Source organism: Cupriavidus sp. a3, assembly GCF_051015765.1.
Taxonomy (GTDB): domain Bacteria; phylum Pseudomonadota; class Gammaproteobacteria; order Burkholderiales; family Burkholderiaceae; genus Cupriavidus; species Cupriavidus oxalaticus_A.
This window is the reverse complement of the sequence record NZ_CP170643.1, coordinates 4,319,992-4,335,778: the sequence shown is the minus strand read 5'-3', so window position 1 is coordinate 4,335,778 and position 15,787 is coordinate 4,319,992. Positions and strand designations below refer to the sequence as shown.

Here is a 15,787-nt window from a genome sequence, read left to right as displayed (position 1 = left end):
CCCTAGCGCGCCGCTTGTTTTCTCCCCTATCCCGCGCGCGGGAGAGGGGAGAAAAACGGCGCGACGAGACTACCGCCACATATTCCGCATCCGGCTGGCCAGGTCCACCGGCGCCAGCGCCGGCTTTGCCTTCCCCTCGCCCGGCATCGGCGGCGGCGGCCATGCCCGGCTGTGGAAATTCGGCATCACGCGATTCGGGATGAACCGCGTGCGCGACGCATACACATGCCGGTCGCCAAAGCCCACCTGCTGGTGCACGTAGAAGCGCTGCGGCACGACGACGTCCAGATGGTCCTTGGCGCGCGTCATCGCCACATACAGCAGCCGCCGTTCTTCCTCGATCTCTTCGGTCGTTCCCGTCGCCAGGTCGCTCGGCATGCAGCCATCGACGGCATTGAGCACATATACTGCCTTCCACTCCTGCCCCTTGGCCGAGTGGATGGTCGACAGGATCAGGTAGTCCTCGTCGCGCGACGGCACGCCGGATTCATCGCTCGACGCACTGGGCGGGTCCAGCGTCAGCTCGGTCAGGAAGCGCTCGCGCGCGCCGTAGGTGGCGGCGATGCGTTCCAGCTGCTGCAGGTCGGCCTGGCGCGCGGCGGCGTCGTCGTGCAGGCGTTCGAGGTGCGGCGTGTACCAGGCCAGCACCTGCTCGAACTCCGACGGCCACGGCGAGGCCGGCGCCATCAGCGCGCGCGCCAGCGTCAGCAGGTCGGCCCACGCGGGGGCAGCGGCCGGCGGCGGCTCGAATTCCTGCAGCGAGAACAGCGGCTCGGTGGCCAGCGCCAGCGCGTCGAGCACACGTGCCGCGGTCTTGGGGCCGATGCCCGGCAGCAGCTGCAGCGTGCGGAAGCCTGCCATGCGGTCGCGCGGGTTTTCCAGCCAGCGCACCACGGCCAGCACGTCTTTCACGTGCGTCGATTCCAGGAACTTGAGCCCGCCGAACTTCACGAACGGGATATTGCGCCGCGCCAGCTCGATCTCCACCTGCGCGCTGTGGTCGGCGGCGCGGAACAGCACCGCCTGCGCCATCAGCGCCAGGCCGGCCTCGCGCCGCGCCAGCACCTGCTCGACCACGTAGCGCGCCTGGTCGGCCTCGTCGTTGACGACGATGATGCCGGGCTTCTCGGCCGACAGCCGCTCGGACCAGAGATCCTTGGTATAGCGCTCGGCCGCCAGTCCGATCACGGCGTTGGCGGCCTGCAGGATCGGCTGCGTCGAGCGGTAGTTCCGCGACAGCGTCACCTGCTGCGCGGGCGGCGTGAACTGCTGCGGGAAATCGAGGATATTGCGCACGGTCGCACCGCGGAACGCGTAGATCGACTGCGCATCGTCGCCGACCACGGTCAGGCCGCGGCCATCGGGCCGCATGGCCAGCAGGATCGACGCCTGCAGTGCGTTGGTGTCCTGGTATTCGTCGACCAGGACGTGGTCGAAGCGCGCGCCGATGTCCTGCGCGATGGCCGGCTCTGCCATGGCCTGCGCCCAGTACAGCAGCAGGTCGTCGTAGTCGAGCACGTGCTGCTTCTGCTTGGCCTCGACATAGCCGGCAAACAGCGTGCGCAGCGCATCGGCCCACATCGCGTAGCGCGGGAACTGCTGCTTGAGCACGTCCTCCAGCGGCGCCTGCGTGTTGACCACGCGCGAGTAGATCGACAGGCAGGTCTCTTTCTTGGGAAAGCGGCTCGCGGTCTCGGACAGGCCCAGGTCGTGGCGCACCACGTGCATCAGGTCGGCCGCATCGCCGCGGTCGCTGATGGTGAAGGCGGGCGACAGGCCCAGCGTCTCGGCGTACTCGCGCAGCAGGCGCGCGCCGATGGCGTGGAAGGTGCCCGACCACTGCAGCGCCGCGCGGCCCGCGCCGGTCTGCGTGCCCAGCGCCTGGTCGACGATGCGCTCGACGCGCCGGCCCATTTCGGCGGCGGCGCGGCGCGAGAAGGTCAGCAGCAGGATGCGGCGCGGATCGGCGCCGCCCAGCACCAGGTGCGCGACCCGGTGCGCCAGCGTGTTGGTCTTGCCCGAGCCCGCGCCGGCGATGATCAGCAGCGGCCCGTCGCTGCCGTGCTCGACCGCGGCGCGCTGCTCCGGGTTGAGCCTGGACAGGTAGGCGGGGCCTGCGTCGGCCGCATCGGGGGCAAGGGCGGATTCGAGGTCCGCGGCGGGGGCAAGGTCGAGTGACACAGGCAGGAAAGAGGAATGGGGCGGGCAAAAAAAGCTGGCGCTAACTGTATATCCATACAGCCCGGCAGTGCAAGCCGCTTTGCGCGGGATGGGGCACGAACCAATAAGAAAGGTGCTCGATGAGCACCTTTTCCTGAATGTTGCGGGCGGCGGCGGGTGACAGCGTTACGCAGACTTTGCCAGCGCGCCGTCCAGCAGCTTGTGCAGCGCATCCCACTCGGGCTCGCCGACATAACGCTTGAGGATGCGTCCGTCCTTGTCGACCACGAAGGTGGTCGGCGTCAGCTGCACATTGCCGAAGGCCCTGGCGGCGGACCCGTCCGAATCCATCGCGACCTTGAACGGCAGCCCGCGCGTCTTGGCGTAGTTCATCACGTACATCGGCGGGTCATAGTTCATCGCCACGGCGACGAACTCCAGCCCCTTGCCCTTGAACTGCTCGTAGGTCTTGACCATGTCGGGCATTTCCTTGACGCAGGTGGCGCAGCTGGTGGCCCAGAAATTGACCAGGTAGACCTTGCCCTTCAGGTCGGCGGTGCTGACCTTCTCGCCCGACAGCAGCGTGAACGTGGCGGCCGGCGCGGCGTTGGAGGGCGCCAGCGCGCGGTAGCCGAACCAGCCCAGCAGCGCCAGTACGACGACTGCGGCGACGATGGGCCAGGGCTTGCGGGAGGACTTGGCGGAAGTGGAAGTGGTCATGGGAGGCGGAGGAAGGCGAATTCTCTTCGGGCAACGACACATTCTAATGCCGCGGGCGCCGCGGTGTTGCGCGCGGTCTGCTTGCGTCAATCTGTCGCAATGCCGGCGCCACCGCGCGGTTCAGCGCCGTGTGGCGATGGCGGCGCGTGCCTGGTCCAGCGCCTGCTCCAGGTAGGCGCCGTAGAAATCGGGCTGCATGCCGCGCAGCGGACTGGCGGCGGCGCGGCCCTGGCGATCGAGGAACAGCACCGTCGGCGCCACCCGCACCTGGTGCGCCCGCGCCCAGTCGCGCGCGGTGGTCATGCTGCCGTCGGCATCGCGCAGCGGCGTGGCGGCGGTCAGGTCGAGCTCGCGCACCGCGATCTCGCCGGCGGCGGCCTGCGGGCCGAGGTAGTTGCGGCGCACCGCGTCGCAATAGCCGCATCCTGGCATCGACACCAGCAGCACCAGCGGCTCGCCACGTTGCGCGGCCTCGGCGCCATGCGCGGCCAGGTCGGTGGCGGCAGGCAGGTGCGCCGTGCCCGCGGCCAGCGCCGCGCCGGCGGCCGTTGCCAGCAGCGTGCAGGCGGCCAGTCGCGCCAGTTGCGCTAGTCGGAGCAGCGCGGACCGGGCTGGTACGGCGAGGCGGGGCAGGGCGGGAACAGGCATGCGGTCGGGAAAGACTGTCAGGCGGCGCACCATGCACCGGGGCGCCACTTCCGCGATAATACCGGTTTCCGCCCGCAGGCGACGGCGGCCGCCAGAGCCGCTCCATGGCCTGCGCGCGCTGTCCGCCACACGCTTCCCCATGCGTCCTCTTTCGCCCCAGTCGTCGAGCCTGGCCGCCCTGGCCCGCAGTCCCATGCTGCGCCGCGCCGCCGTATGCGCGGCGCTGGCCCTCTGCGCCTGTTCGCCCCGCTATGACTGGCGCACGATCCAGTCCGGCGAGGGCGCCTACGCCGCGCTCTACCCCGGCAAGCCCAGCAGCGCCGCGCGCGACGTCACCATCGCCGGCCGCAAGCTGCCGATGACGATGGAGGCGGCGCGCGTCGACGACACGCTATTCGCCGTGGGCGTGGTCACGCTGCCTGCCGACGACGAAGCGCTGCGGCGCGAGGCGCTGGCGGCGATGCAGGCGGGCCTGCTGGCCAACCTGGGCACGTCGTCGGGCGAGCCGGCGCGTACGCGCCCGGTCACGATCACGACCGCCGACAAGCCGGGGCGGCCGCTGGCCGGCGTGGAAGTGCAGGCCAGCGGCGTGTCGCCGCAGGACCAGTCGCCGCGGCGGCTGACCGCGCGGCTGGTGGCGGTGGGCGCGCGCGCCTACCAGGCGGTGGTGCTGGAGTCCGGCGACGCCGCGCGCGACCAGCGCCAGGCCGAGCAGGTGGAGCAGTTCCTCGGCGGCTTCCACCCGTTCTGAGGTCCCGCAGGACGCCGCAGGAATACAGGGTTTGCGCCGGGCCGCGTCAGTGCGGCGGCGGCAGTTGTCGGGCAGTTGTCGTCTAGGAGAATCGAAATGCGTTGGGAAGTGTGGCTGGCTTATTTCGCGGCGTGCTGGGTGATTGCGGTGTCGCCGGGATCGGGGGCGGTGCTGTCGATGAGCCACGGCCTGTCGTATGGCCTGCGCAAGACCACCACCACGATCTTCGGCCTGCAGACGGGGTTGGTAATCGTGCTGCTGGTGGCCGGCGGCGGGCTGGGCGCGCTGCTGCTGGCCTCGGAGCAGGCCTTCATGGTGGTGAAGACCGTGGGCGCGCTGTATCTGATTTACCTGGGCTTGCAGCAGTGGCGCGCGAAGGTGCAAAGCAGCGAAGGCGCCAGCGAGGGTCCCGCCCGCGTGGCCGTGATGAGCCCACGCCGGCGCTTCGCCACCGGGCTGCTGACCAACGTGACCAATCCCAAGGGCATCATCTTCATGGTCGCGGTGCTACCGCAGTTTATCGACCCGAACCACCCGCTGGCGCCGCAGCTGGCCATCCTGGCGCTGACCATGTGCTGCGTCGACCTGGTGGTGATGCACGGCTACGCGCTGCTGGCCTCGCGCATGCAGGGCCTGTTCCGCAACGCGCGCGCGGTGCGCTGGCAGAACCGCTTCTTCGGCAGCGTGCTGATGGCGGTTGGCGCGGCGCTGTTCTTCGTGCGCCGGCAGCACGCCTGAGCGCCGGCACTGGCGCCAACCCTCGGGGTTTGCTTCAATGAGGGGAACCCCCCGGCCACGGAGAGCCCCAAATGCCAGCCTCGCCGATTCCCCGCGCCGGCGCGCGCATGCTGCCGCGCCACACCGTGCCTCCGGTGGAAGAACCGTCGCCGCCGGGCGTGCCTCCCGACTTGCCATTGCCGCCGGAAGAAGATCCGGTGCCGCCGCCGGTCGAGCCGCCGGTGGCGACGCCAATCGGAAAACGCGCGTAGGGATCGCCGCGGCCCGCCGGGGCCGCTTTAGGCCTTCCTCCCTTTCGTCGCTGCGGCGCGGCGCCCGGCATGGTTCGCCTGTCACGCTGGGGGCGCAAAGTATGGCGGTCCATGCCGCGGCATCGTGCCGGGCGCGCTGTGACCCGCGCCTGTGCCTGCGCCGGGGTGGGGGCCAGCGTGCTCACTGGCATGGTTCATGCGGCTTGCCGCGCGTGCCGGCCGGGCTCGCGCTGCCCGACCCACATCGCGCCGGTGTTCCCGGCAAGCAAGGAGCCCGCCATGCCTACCGCCCGTTCCGCGTTTTCAGCTTCCTCCTTCGGCACGCCCGATCCACGGCCGGTGGATCTTGTGATCTTCGGCGGCACCGGCGACCTGTCGGCCCGCAAGCTGCTGCCCTCGCTGTACATGTGCCATCGCGACGGCAACCTGCCCGAGGGCACGCGCATCATCGGCGTGGGCCGCCATGAATGGGATGCCGCAGCCTTCGCGCGTTTTGCCGACGAGCGCGCGCAGCCGTTCGTCGATGCGCGCTACCTCGATCCCGACAAGTGGCGCGCGTTCCTGCAGCGGCTCGACTTCGTCCGGGTCGATGCCTCGCAGCCCGGCCACTACGAGACGCTGGGGAAGGCGCTGCGCAGCGAAGCGCTGCGCATCTACTACATGGCGATGCCGCCGGGCCTGTTCGCCCAGACCTGCGACAACCTGGCCGGGCACGGCCTGATTGCCGACGACACCCGGCTGGTGCTGGAGAAGCCGCTGGGGGTCGACCTCGCCTCGGCCATTGCCATCAGCGAGGTAGTGACGCGCTACTTCAGCGAAGACCGCACCTACCGGATCGACCACTACCTCGGCAAGGAGACGGTGCAGAACCTGATGGCGCTGCGCTTCGGCAATTCGATTTTCGAGCCGCTGTGGCGCACGCCGTTCGTGTGCAGCGTGCAGATCACCGTGGCCGAGACGGTCGGCGTGGGCTCGCGCGGCGGCTTCTACGACGAGGCCGGCGCCATGCGCGACATGATCCAGAACCACCTGCTGCAACTGGTCAGCATCCTGGCCATGGAGCCGCCCGCATCGCTGAACTCGGACGCCGTGCGCGACGAGAAGCTCAAGGTGTTGCGCTCATTGCGCCCGATGTCGCCCGAGGACGTGCGCCGCAACACGGTGCGCGGCCAGTACACCGCGGGCGCCATCGGCGGCGAGCTGGTGCCCGGCTACCTGCAGGAAGACGGCATCCCGGCGGACAGCCGCACCGAGACCTTCGTCGCGATGCGCGCGGAGCTGGGTACCTGGCGCTGGAACAAGGTGCCGTTCTACCTGCGCACCGGCAAGCGCATGCAGGAACGGGTGACCGAGGTGGTGATCCAGTTTGCCGGGGTGCCGCACTCGATCTTCGATCCCGGCAGCACGCTGCGCGCCAACCGCATGGTGATCCGGCTGCAGCCGGAAGAGTCGGTGCGGCTGATGCTGATGGTCAAGCAGCCGGGCGAAGGCATGAAGCTCAAGCCGCTGAGCCTGGCGCTGAACCTGGACTCGGCCTTCACCACGCGCCGCGCCGAAGCCTACGAGCGGCTGTTGCTCGACGTGATCCGGGGCCGGCTGGCGCTGTTCGTGCGACGCGACGAGCTGCAGGCCGCGTGGACCTGGGTCGATCCGATCCTGGAAGCCTGGCGGCACCAGGACGAAGGCCCGCGGCCCTACACCGCCGGCACCTGGGGGCCGGCGGCGTCTTCGGCGTTCATGGCGCGCGAGGGCGTGCAGTGGTCGGAGGAAGCCTGACCGCCGCCGCCACCGCCAACTGCGGACCGGCGCGCCGGTCGTCCGGATCGAGGCTGTCCCCGCCGCTTCGCCGCGGCTGGCGCTAGCCGGCCATCCGCAGCGCCCGCCGGTACTGGATCGCCTCGCCCACGTGGCTGGCGGTCAGCACCTCGGCGCGATCGAGGTCGGCAACCGTGCGCGCCACCTTCAGCACGCGGAAGTACGAGCGCGCCGACCACGCCAGCCGAGTCATCGCGCCGCGCAGCAGCGCCTGTGCCTGCGGCTCCAGCACGCAGTGCTGCTCGATCTCGCGGCCGCCCAGTTCGCTGTTGGGCTTGCCTTGCCGCGACAGCTGCAGCGCCCGCGCCGCCAGCACGCGCTCGCGCACCGCGGCGCTGGGCTCGCCCGGCGGGCCGTCGAGCATCTCGCCCTGGTCCTGGGCGGGCACTTCGATCTGCAGGTCGATCCGGTCGAGCATCGGCCCGGAAATGCGCGACTGGTAGCGGCGCACCTGGTCGGGGGTGCAGCGGCATGGCCGGTCGGGATGCCCGAGGTAGCCGCACGGGCACGGGTTCATCGCCGCCACGAACTGGAAGCACGCGGGAAAGTCGGCGTGCCCATTGGCGCGCGCGATGGTGATGCGACCGGACTCCAGCGGCTCGCGCAGGACTTCGAGCACCCGGCGGTCGAATTCGGGCAATTCATCCAGGAACAGGACCCCGTGGTGCGCCAGCGAGATCTCGCCCGGCCGCGGGTTGCCGCCGCCGCCGACCATGGCCGGGCCCGACGCGGTGTGGTGCGGCGCGCGGCAGGGGCGCCGGCCCCACAGTTCGGTGCGGAAGCCGCCCGGCGTCAGGCTCATGACCGCCGCGGATTCCAGCGCCTCCTGCAGCGACATCGGCGGCAGCAGGCCCGGCAGCCGTTGCGCCAGCATCGACTTGCCGGTGCCTGGCGGGCCCACCAGCAAGGCCGAATGCTGTCCCGCGGCGGCGACTTCCATGGCCCGGCGCGCCTGCGCCTGGCCGCGCACGTCGCGCATGTCGGGTCCGCTGGCGCTCGACTTCGGCAGCGCGGCGGGGGCGGCGCGCGGCAGGCGCGCGTCCGGCTGGCCACCGAGGTGCTCGCATACCTCGCGCAGCGTGGCGGCGGCGTGGACGGCCAGGTCTTCGATCAATGCCGCTTCGGGGCCATTGTCGCGGGCCACCAGGAAAGCGCGTGGGGCGGCGCCGGCCGCGTGGCATGCGGCGTTGTCCTGCGCCAGGCACATCGCCATGGCCAGCGCGCCGCGCACCGGCCGCAGCTCGCCCGACAACGACAGCTCGGCGGCGAATTCGTGGGCGTCGAGCGCCTCGGACGGGATCTGGCCACTGGCGGCGAGGATGCCCAGCGCGATGGCCAGGTCGAAGCGCCCCGATTCCTTGGGCAGGTCGGCCGGGGCCAGGTTGACGGTGATGCGCCGGTTGGGAAATTCGTAGCCGCTGTTGAGGATGGCGGCGCGCACGCGCTCGCGGCTCTCGCGCACGCCGGTGTCGGCCAGGCCGACGATGGTGAACACCGGCAGGCCGTTGGCCAGGTGCGTTTCCACGCGCACCGGGGGCGCGGCGATGCCGGTCAGCGCGCGGCTGCGCAGGACGGCAAGACTCATGTCAGGCCCTCCATGTCATCGAATCGTTAACGAAAAAGGCCGCCAGGATTGGCGGCCTTCAGGCAGGCTGGTGTGGTCAGCGCGGACTGGCGGTCTCACGCGCCTCCGGTGGAGTCCACCGCACCGGCGCCGGGCGGGATGCCGGCGCGGCGCTCGAGTTCGGCCACGCGGGCTTCCAGCTCTTCCAGCCGGGCGCGGGTACGGGCCAGCACCTGCGATTGCACGTCGAATTCCTCGCGGGTGACCAGGTCGAGCCGGGCGAAGCCCTGCGTCATCATGCTGCGCACATTCTTCTCGATGTCCCTTGCCGGCGAATTGCGCAGCGCCTCGCTGACCTTGTTCTGCAGGTCGTTGAAGAGATCGGTCGGTTTCATGGTTTCTCCTTTGCGCACCTAACTGGTGCCAATCCCGGTAGGCATCTGGCGTATCGCGCGCTTTCGCACTGGTTTTGGGCGCCCTGAATGCGGGCGGAATTCCCTGGTGCGGGCGCACGCTGCCACCGTCAGGTCTCAATTATCGCCGGTGCGGCACGTGGGGGAAAGCTCCGGCGTGCCTGCCTTCACACCTTTTCACGGCATCGGGCTTTGATGCAAGGCAGATTGAAGCGCGGCTTGGGTCACCGGCGCCGCCGCCACGAAGTCATCGACCGGCAATTTCCGCTCAGCTGGCATGGCAGTTGCAGTAGTGATTGCACCTGCCTTACCAAAATCCATAAACGAAATCCGAGCCATCCCAGGAAAAGGAGAAGAAATTCATGAAGAAGTTGGCCCTTGCCGTCAGCGCGGTCGTCCTGTCCGGCGCAGCCGCCACCGCGTATGCCCAAAGCACCGACGCGGCAGCAGCGCCCGCCGCCGCCGCCGCTGCCGAGCCGGCATCGCCGCATACCTTTACGGCCAACGTGTCGCTGGTCTCTGACTACCGCTATCGCGGCATCAGCCAGACCAACCTGCGCCCGGCCATCCAGGGCGGCTTCGACTACGCCCATTCGAGCGGCTTCTACGTGGGCAACTGGAACTCGAGCATCAGCTGGCTCGAGGACGCCAACCCCTCGGTGTCGGCACCGGTGGAAATGGATTTCTACGGTGGCTTCAAGAACACCTTCAAGGTGTCCGACCTCGAATTCAACTACGACCTGGGCGTGCTGACCTACTACTACCCGGGCGGCTACAACAACCCGCGTCCCTATACGACCGAGCTGTACGCCGGCATCGGCTGGGGTCCGGTATTCCTGAAGTACTCCCATTCGGTGACCAACCTGTTTGGCTTCAACGACAGCAAGAACAGCTACTACGTCGACCTGACGGCCAACGTGCCGCTGAACTTCTGGGACCTGACGCTGAATGCGCACGTGGGCTACCAGGGCGTGGCGCACTTCAGCGACGCGTCGTACACCGACTGGAAAATCGGCCTGACCAAGGATCTCGGCAAGGGCTTCTCGCTGGCGGTGGCCTACGTCGACACCAATGCCAAGGAGTCGGTGTACACCAGCGCCAACCGCGGCCGCTACCTGGGCAAGGCGGCGGCCTGGGCCTCGCTCACCAAGACTTTCTAATCACCGCTGCAGGCCGGGCAGGCTGAAGCGAGCCTGCCCCAAGGAGAACCCGGATGAAACTCATCATCGCAGTCATCAAGCCGTTCAAGCTCGACGAAGTGCGCGAAGCGCTGTCGGACGTGGGCGTGTCCGGCATCACCGTCACCGAAGTGAAAGGCTTCGGCCGCCAGAAGGGCCATACCGAGCTGTACCGCGGCGCCGAGTACATCGTCGACTTCCTGCCCAAGGTGAAGATCGAGGTGGCGGTGCCCGACGACGTGGTCGAGCGAGCCATCGAGGCGGTCGAGAAATCTGCCCGCACCGGCAAGATCGGCGACGGCAAGATCTTCGTGGCACCGATCGAGCAGGTCATCCGCATTCGCACCGGCGAGACCGGCGGCGATGCCCTGTGACCCAAGACAGCATAGAGACAGAGGCTAATCACATGAAGACCTGGATCAAGCGATTCCTGACGGCCGGCGCAATGGCGCTGGCCATCGGCACGGCGGGAGTGGGCATGTCCGCGCCGGCCGCCGCACAGGACAAGCCGGCGGCGGAGGCTTCGGCCCCGGCCGCCTCGGCCGCCGCCCCCGCGCCCGCCGCCGCTGCAGCGGCACCCGCGCCCGCTGCCGCCCCCGCGGCGGCGGCCCCGGCCGCTGCCGCCGAAGCCGCCGCCGCACCGGCGGCGCCGCAGCCCAACAAGGGCGACGTGGCCTGGCTGCTGGTGGCCACCGCCTTCGTCATCCTGATGACGCTGCCGGGCCTGGCGCTGTTCTACGGCGGCCTGGTGCGTTCCAAGAACATGCTGTCGGTGCTGATGCAGTGCCTGGTGATCTTCTCGCTGGTGGCGCTGCTGTGGGCGATCTACGGCTACAGCTTCGCCTTCACCGAGGGCAACGCCTTCTTCGGCGGCACCGACCGGCTCTTCATGAAGGGCCTCACGGTGGAAGCCATGGCGGCCACCTTCAGCAAGGGCGTGGTGATCCCGGAGCTGGGCTTCTTCGCCTTCCAGTGCGCCTTCGCCTGCATCACCTGCGGCCTGATCATCGGCGCCTTCGCCGAGCGCGCCAAGTTCTCGGCCGTGCTGGTGTTCGTGGTGCTGTGGTTCACCTTCTCCTACATCCCGATGGCGCACATGGTCTGGTTCTGGCCGGGTCCTGACGCCTACACCGACGCTGCCGCCGGCGCTGCCGCGACCGCCAAGTCGGGCTGGCTGTTCCAGAAGGGCGCGCTCGACTACGCGGGCGGCACCGTGGTGCACATCAACGCCGCCGTGGCGGGCCTGGTGGGCGCGTACCTGTTCGGCAAGCGCATCGGCTTCGGCCGCGAGGCGATCCGTCCGCACAGCCTGACCTTCACCATGGTCGGTGCCTCGCTGCTGTGGTTCGGCTGGTTCGGCTTCAACGCCGGCTCGGGCCTGGAAGCGAGCGCCGGTGCCGCGCTGGCTTTCGTCAACACGCTGCTGGCGACCTGCGCCGCGGTGCTGGCGTGGACCTTCGGCGAGTGGATCGGCAAGGGCAAGCCGTCGATGCTGGGCGGTGCCTCGGGCGCGGTGGCCGGCCTGGTGGCGATCACCCCGGCAGCCGGCTTCGTCGGCCCGATGGGCTCGATCGTAATGGGCCTGGTGGCTGGCCTGCTGTGCCTGTGGGGCGTGACCGGCCTGAAGCGCATGCTGGGCATGGATGACTCGCTGGACGTGTTCGGCGTGCACGGCGTGGGCGGCATCGTGGGCGCGCTGCTGACCGGCGTGTTCGCCGCGCCTAGCCTGGGCGGCACCGGCATCTACGACTACGTGGCCAACAAGGTGGCGGAAGACTATTCGATCGCCGGCCAGCTGTGGGTCCAGTTCGAGGGCGTGCTGACCACGGTGGTGTGGTCGGGCATCGTTTCCTTCGTGGCCTACAAGCTGGTGGACATGCTGATCGGCCTGCGGGTGCCGGAAGATGAAGAGCGCGAGGGCCTGGATATCACCTCGCACGGCGAGACCGCGTATGAAGGCTGATCGCCAAGGTGTTGTGCTGGAGAGCTGATTGGGAATCGTCTCTCAGGAGCTTTGCCCGGCCGCGTGCCGGGCTTTTTTCTTGTCTTATCAAGCAGGCATTAGCACCGCACACAACGCCACACCGGCTCGCTGGGCGGCTGGCCGGAGAAAACTCGCAAAAGCCGCCAGTCCAATGCTGATGCGGGCTGGCGGCCGATCTCCCCGGCACGCCCGTGGGCTTTTCGCAAAGTGCTTAAATCCGATCTTAAAAAGCTTCAATTGTCTTTAATGTGCGGGGCACATACATTGCCAGTGAGGCAGTTTCCTCCACCTGCAGAACGCTCCCCGTATCTGTCAGGCCATTTAAAGGCGCGGCGATGCCGCGCTTTTTTTTGTCCGCTGCGCCAGCGCCCTTTATATCCCGCGCGGCATCCCCATATCGTTATCCCTCATGCCATGGCCTGCATATCCTTATCAGGAGTGTGCCAGCGCCTGTTTGGCCGTTCCTCTACAATCGGGGCGAACGATAAAGACGATCTATAGGATGGATATGGTCCCGCATCTCATCACCGCGCTGAACGGTCCTCTGCTCGAACTCGAGAAGAAGATCCTGGACGCCACCCCGTCGATCGAGCGCTGGTTCAGGCTGGAATGGCAGGAACATACGCCTCCGTTCTATTGTTCGGTGGACCTGCGCAACGCCGGCTTCAAGCTCGCGCCGGTCGACACCAACCTGTTTCCGGGCGGCTTCAACAACCTGGCCCCGGAAATGCTGCCGCTGGCCGTGCAGGCGGCGATGGCGGCGATCGAGAAGATCTGCCCCGATGCCAAGAACCTGCTGCTGATTCCGGAACGTCACACGCGCAACATGTTCTACCTGCAGAACGTGGCGCGGCTGTCGCTGATCATGCGCCAGGCGGGGCTGAATGTGCGCCTGGGCTCGCTGTCCGAGGAAATCACCGAGCCGACCCCGATCGAGCTGCCCGACGGCCAGACCCTGGTGGTCGAGCCGCTGGCGCGCCTGGGCACCAAGGGCCGCCGGCTGGGGCTGAAGGACTTCGATCCGTGTTCGATCCTGCTGAACAATGACCTGTCGGCCGGGATCCCGCCGATCCTGGAAAACATCAACGAGCAGTACCTGCTGCCGCCGCTGCATGCCGGCTGGTCGACCCGCCGCAAGACCAGCCACTTTGCCGCCTATGACGAGGTGGCCAAGAAATTCGCGAAGCTGATCGACATCGACCAGTGGATGGTCAACCCGTATTTTGCCCGCTGCACCGGGGTGAATTTCCACGAGCGCGTGGGCGAGGAAGAGCTGGCCGACGCGGTCGAGGGTGTGCTGAAGAAGGTCGCCAAGAAGTACCGAGAGTACGGCATCAAGGAAACGCCGTACGTGGTGGTCAAGGCCGATGCCGGCACCTACGGCATGGGCATCATGACCGTGCGCGACCCGTCCGAGGTCAAGGGCCTGAACCGGAAAGAGCGCAACAAGATGAGCGTCGTCAAGGAAGGCCTCGAGGTCAGCGACGTCATCATCCAGGAAGGCGTGCACACCTTCGAGAAGGTCAACGAGGCGGTGGCCGAACCGGTGGTCTACATGATCGACCGCTACGTGGTCGGCGGCTTCTACCGCGTGCACACGGGCCGCGGCAACGATGAAAACCTGAACGCCCCGGGCATGCATTTCGTGCCGCTGGCGTTTGCCCCCAACGGCATCCCCGACAGCCATGCCAAGCCGGGCGCTGCGGTGCCGAACCGCTTCTATATGTACGGCGTGGTGGCGCGGCTGGCGCTGCTGGCGGCGTCGATCGAACTCGAAAAGACTGACCCGAACCCGATCCTGTGACGAGCCCTGACGAGTCCTGACTGATGCGCATCCTCTTCATCACCGATCCGCTGGAGACCTTCAAGACCTACAAGGACTCCACCTACGCCATGATGACCGAGGCCGCCGCGCGCGGCCACGAGCTGTACTGGTGCCTGCAGCCGCAGCTGTGCCTGTCTGGCAGCACCGTCGAGACGCTGGCGACGCGCCTGCACCTGACGGATGACGACAAGGCCTGGTACCGCAAAGGCAACAGCGCGCTGGAACCGCTGTCGGCCTTCGACGCGGTGCTGATGCGCAAGGATCCGCCGTTCGACATGGAATACGTCACCAGCACCTGGCTGCTGGAGCTGGCCGAGCAGCAGGGCGCGCGCGTGTTCAACAAGCCGCGTGCGATCCGCGACCATTCCGAGAAGCTGGCGATCGCCCAGCATCCGGAATTCATCACGCCGACGCTGGTCACGCGCGACCTGGCGCGCATCCGCGACTTCCATGCCGAGCACCGCGACATCATCGTCAAGCCGCTCGACGGCATGGGCGGCATGGGCGTGTTCCGGGTGGGCTCTGACGGCATGAACCTGGCCGCCATCGTCGAGACGCTGGGCCAGGACGGCGCCCGCACCCTGATGGTGCAGCGCTATATCCCGGCGATCAAGGACGGCGACAAGCGCATCCTGCTGATCGGCGGCGTGCCGGTGCCGTATTCGCTGGCGCGCGTGCCGATGGCCGGCGAAGTGCGCGGCAACCTGGCCGCCGGCGGCAGCGGCCGCGCCCAGGAACTGAGCCAGCGCGACCGCGAGATCGCCGAGTCGCTGGCGCCGGGGCTGTGGGAGCAGGGCCTGCTGCTGGTGGGCCTGGACGTGATCGGCGACTACCTGACGGAAGTCAATGTGACGAGTCCGACCTGCTTCCAGGAAATCACCCAGCAGACCGGGTTCCACGTCGCGGCGATGTTCATCGACGCGCTGGAACACGCCGTGGGCGCCGCCGGCAGCTGACCGGAACCATCCCGGCTGGCAGCGGGAGCGCGGGGGGCCGCCTGCTACAATCTGGGCAATCCAACGGATTCACCATCATGGCAGGCATCCTGATCATCGCGCACACCCCGCTGGCTTCGGCCCTGCGCGATTGCGCCGCCCACGTCTACTGCGGCCAGCCGCAAGGGCTGGAAGCCATCGACGTCCTTCCCGACGCGGACCCCGCCGCGGTGCTGGCCGAGGCCAGGCGCCGCCTGGCCGCCGTCTGCGAAGACAACGGCGCCCTGGTCCTGACCGATATCTTCGGCGCGACCCCGGCCAATATCGCCGCGCGCCTGGCCGAGCAGGGCCGCGTGCGCGTGCTGGCCGGCGTCAACCTGCCCATGCTCGTGCGCGCCATCTGCTACCGCAACGAAAAGCTCGACCAGCTTGCCAACAAGGCGCTGGCGGGCGGCTCGCAGGGCGTGCTGCAGGTCGGCACCACCACCGTACAGAACCAAACCGCCAACCATCCCGACAAATATGCTGCAGAGGGACACCACCATCATCAATAAGCTCGGACTGCATGCACGCGCGTCCGCCAAGCTGACCCAGCTCGCAGGCAGCTTCGTCAGCCAGGTCAAGATGTCCCGCAACGGGCGCCAGGTCGATGCCAAGAGCATCATGGGCGTGATGATGCTGGCGGCCGGCATCGGCTCCACCGTGACCCTCGAGACCGACGGACCCGACGAGCAGGAAGCGATGGATGCGTTGCTGGCGCTGATCGCCAACCGGTTTGGTGAGGGAGAGTGAGGCCGGCGGCCCC

17 protein-coding genes are annotated in these 15,787 nt (G+C 68.4%); 11 read left to right on the top strand and 6 right to left on the bottom strand.

What is annotated here, in order from left to right:
- Positions 1 to 69: 69 nt before the first annotated feature.
- The 3 genes from ACAD63_RS20660 to ACAD63_RS20650 form a co-directional block, all read right to left on the bottom strand.
- The gene (locus ACAD63_RS20660) at positions 70 to 2,181 is read right to left on the bottom strand and encodes an ATP-dependent helicase (RefSeq protein WP_195430448.1); all 2,112 of its coding nucleotides are present in this window, start codon (positions 2,179 to 2,181) and stop codon (positions 70 to 72) included.
- Between the two features lie 165 nt (positions 2,182 to 2,346).
- Positions 2,347 to 2,880, bottom strand: a complete 534-nt coding sequence (locus tag ACAD63_RS20655) for a TlpA disulfide reductase family protein (protein ID WP_133093579.1) — start codon at positions 2,878 to 2,880, stop codon at positions 2,347 to 2,349.
- A gap of 120 nt (positions 2,881 to 3,000) precedes the next feature.
- Positions 3,001 to 3,528 carry a SoxW family protein gene (locus ACAD63_RS20650; protein WP_255519879.1) on the bottom strand — a complete coding sequence of 176 codons (528 nt, stop codon included), beginning with the start codon at positions 3,526 to 3,528 and terminating at the stop codon, positions 3,001 to 3,003.
- Between the two features lie 139 nt (positions 3,529 to 3,667).
- On the opposite strand from ACAD63_RS20650, the gene ACAD63_RS20645 reads away from it, so the two are divergent.
- From ACAD63_RS20645 to zwf, 4 genes are all read left to right on the top strand, one after another.
- The gene (locus ACAD63_RS20645) at positions 3,668 to 4,279 is read left to right on the top strand and encodes a hypothetical protein (RefSeq protein ID WP_135704314.1); all 612 of its coding nucleotides are present in this window, start codon (positions 3,668 to 3,670) and stop codon (positions 4,277 to 4,279) included.
- Between the two features lie 96 nt (positions 4,280 to 4,375).
- Positions 4,376 to 5,017: a LysE family transporter gene (locus tag ACAD63_RS20640; protein WP_063236625.1), complete on the top strand. Its 642-nt coding sequence runs from the start codon at positions 4,376 to 4,378 to the stop codon at positions 5,015 to 5,017.
- Positions 5,018 to 5,088: 71 nt separating this feature from the next.
- Positions 5,089 to 5,268, top strand: coding sequence for a hypothetical protein (locus tag ACAD63_RS20635; protein WP_133093581.1), 180 nt, complete (start codon positions 5,089 to 5,091; stop codon positions 5,266 to 5,268).
- Positions 5,269 to 5,547: 279 nt separating this feature from the next.
- Entirely contained in the window at positions 5,548 to 7,044 is a 1,497-nt protein-coding gene (gene zwf, locus ACAD63_RS20630) for a glucose-6-phosphate dehydrogenase (protein ID WP_133093582.1), read from the top strand.
- A gap of 82 nt (positions 7,045 to 7,126) precedes the next feature.
- Here zwf and ACAD63_RS20625 read toward each other — a convergent pair whose 3' ends face one another.
- The 3 genes from ACAD63_RS20625 to ACAD63_RS20615 form a co-directional block, all read right to left on the bottom strand.
- Positions 7,127 to 8,668 carry a YifB family Mg chelatase-like AAA ATPase gene (locus tag ACAD63_RS20625; protein ID WP_135704318.1) on the bottom strand — a complete coding sequence of 514 codons (1,542 nt, stop codon included), beginning with the start codon at positions 8,666 to 8,668 and terminating at the stop codon, positions 7,127 to 7,129.
- A 95-nt stretch (positions 8,669 to 8,763) separates the two neighbouring features.
- Positions 8,764 to 9,042: an accessory factor UbiK family protein gene (locus ACAD63_RS20620; RefSeq protein WP_133093584.1), complete on the bottom strand. Its 279-nt coding sequence runs from the start codon at positions 9,040 to 9,042 to the stop codon at positions 8,764 to 8,766.
- 195 nt (positions 9,043 to 9,237) lie between these two features.
- On the bottom strand, positions 9,238 to 9,381 hold the full coding sequence (locus ACAD63_RS20615; RefSeq protein WP_434033213.1) for a hypothetical protein: 144 nt from the start codon (positions 9,379 to 9,381) through the stop codon (positions 9,238 to 9,240).
- A gap of 41 nt (positions 9,382 to 9,422) precedes the next feature.
- Here ACAD63_RS20615 and ACAD63_RS20610 point away from each other — a divergent pair, with 41 nt between their 5' ends.
- The 7 genes from ACAD63_RS20610 to ACAD63_RS20580 all read left to right on the top strand — a co-directional run bounded on the left by ACAD63_RS20610 (position 9,423) and on the right by ACAD63_RS20580 (position 15,774).
- Positions 9,423 to 10,220 carry a TorF family putative porin gene (locus tag ACAD63_RS20610; RefSeq protein ID WP_135704320.1) on the top strand — a complete coding sequence of 266 codons (798 nt, stop codon included), beginning with the start codon at positions 9,423 to 9,425 and terminating at the stop codon, positions 10,218 to 10,220.
- A 53-nt stretch (positions 10,221 to 10,273) separates the two neighbouring features.
- On the top strand, positions 10,274 to 10,612 hold the full coding sequence (locus tag ACAD63_RS20605; RefSeq protein ID WP_010814843.1) for a P-II family nitrogen regulator: 339 nt from the start codon (positions 10,274 to 10,276) through the stop codon (positions 10,610 to 10,612).
- A 32-nt stretch (positions 10,613 to 10,644) separates the two neighbouring features.
- Positions 10,645 to 12,201, top strand: coding sequence for an ammonium transporter (locus ACAD63_RS20600; RefSeq protein WP_135704321.1), 1,557 nt, complete (start codon positions 10,645 to 10,647; stop codon positions 12,199 to 12,201).
- A 529-nt stretch (positions 12,202 to 12,730) separates the two neighbouring features.
- On the top strand, positions 12,731 to 14,026 hold the full coding sequence (gene gshA / locus ACAD63_RS20595) for a glutamate--cysteine ligase (RefSeq protein WP_133093587.1): 1,296 nt from the start codon (positions 12,731 to 12,733) through the stop codon (positions 14,024 to 14,026).
- Between the two features lie 23 nt (positions 14,027 to 14,049).
- A complete protein-coding gene (gene gshB, locus ACAD63_RS20590) occupies positions 14,050 to 15,003 on the top strand; it encodes a glutathione synthase (RefSeq protein WP_133093588.1) in 954 nt (317 codons plus the stop codon).
- A gap of 77 nt (positions 15,004 to 15,080) precedes the next feature.
- On the top strand, positions 15,081 to 15,536 hold the full coding sequence (locus ACAD63_RS20585) for a PTS sugar transporter subunit IIA (RefSeq protein ID WP_133093589.1): 456 nt from the start codon (positions 15,081 to 15,083) through the stop codon (positions 15,534 to 15,536).
- Positions 15,505 to 15,774 carry an HPr family phosphocarrier protein gene (locus ACAD63_RS20580; RefSeq protein WP_029046719.1) on the top strand — a complete coding sequence of 90 codons (270 nt, stop codon included), beginning with the start codon at positions 15,505 to 15,507 and terminating at the stop codon, positions 15,772 to 15,774. Before ACAD63_RS20585 ends, ACAD63_RS20580 begins: the two co-directional genes overlap by 32 nt.
- Positions 15,775 to 15,787 lie beyond the last annotated feature (13 nt).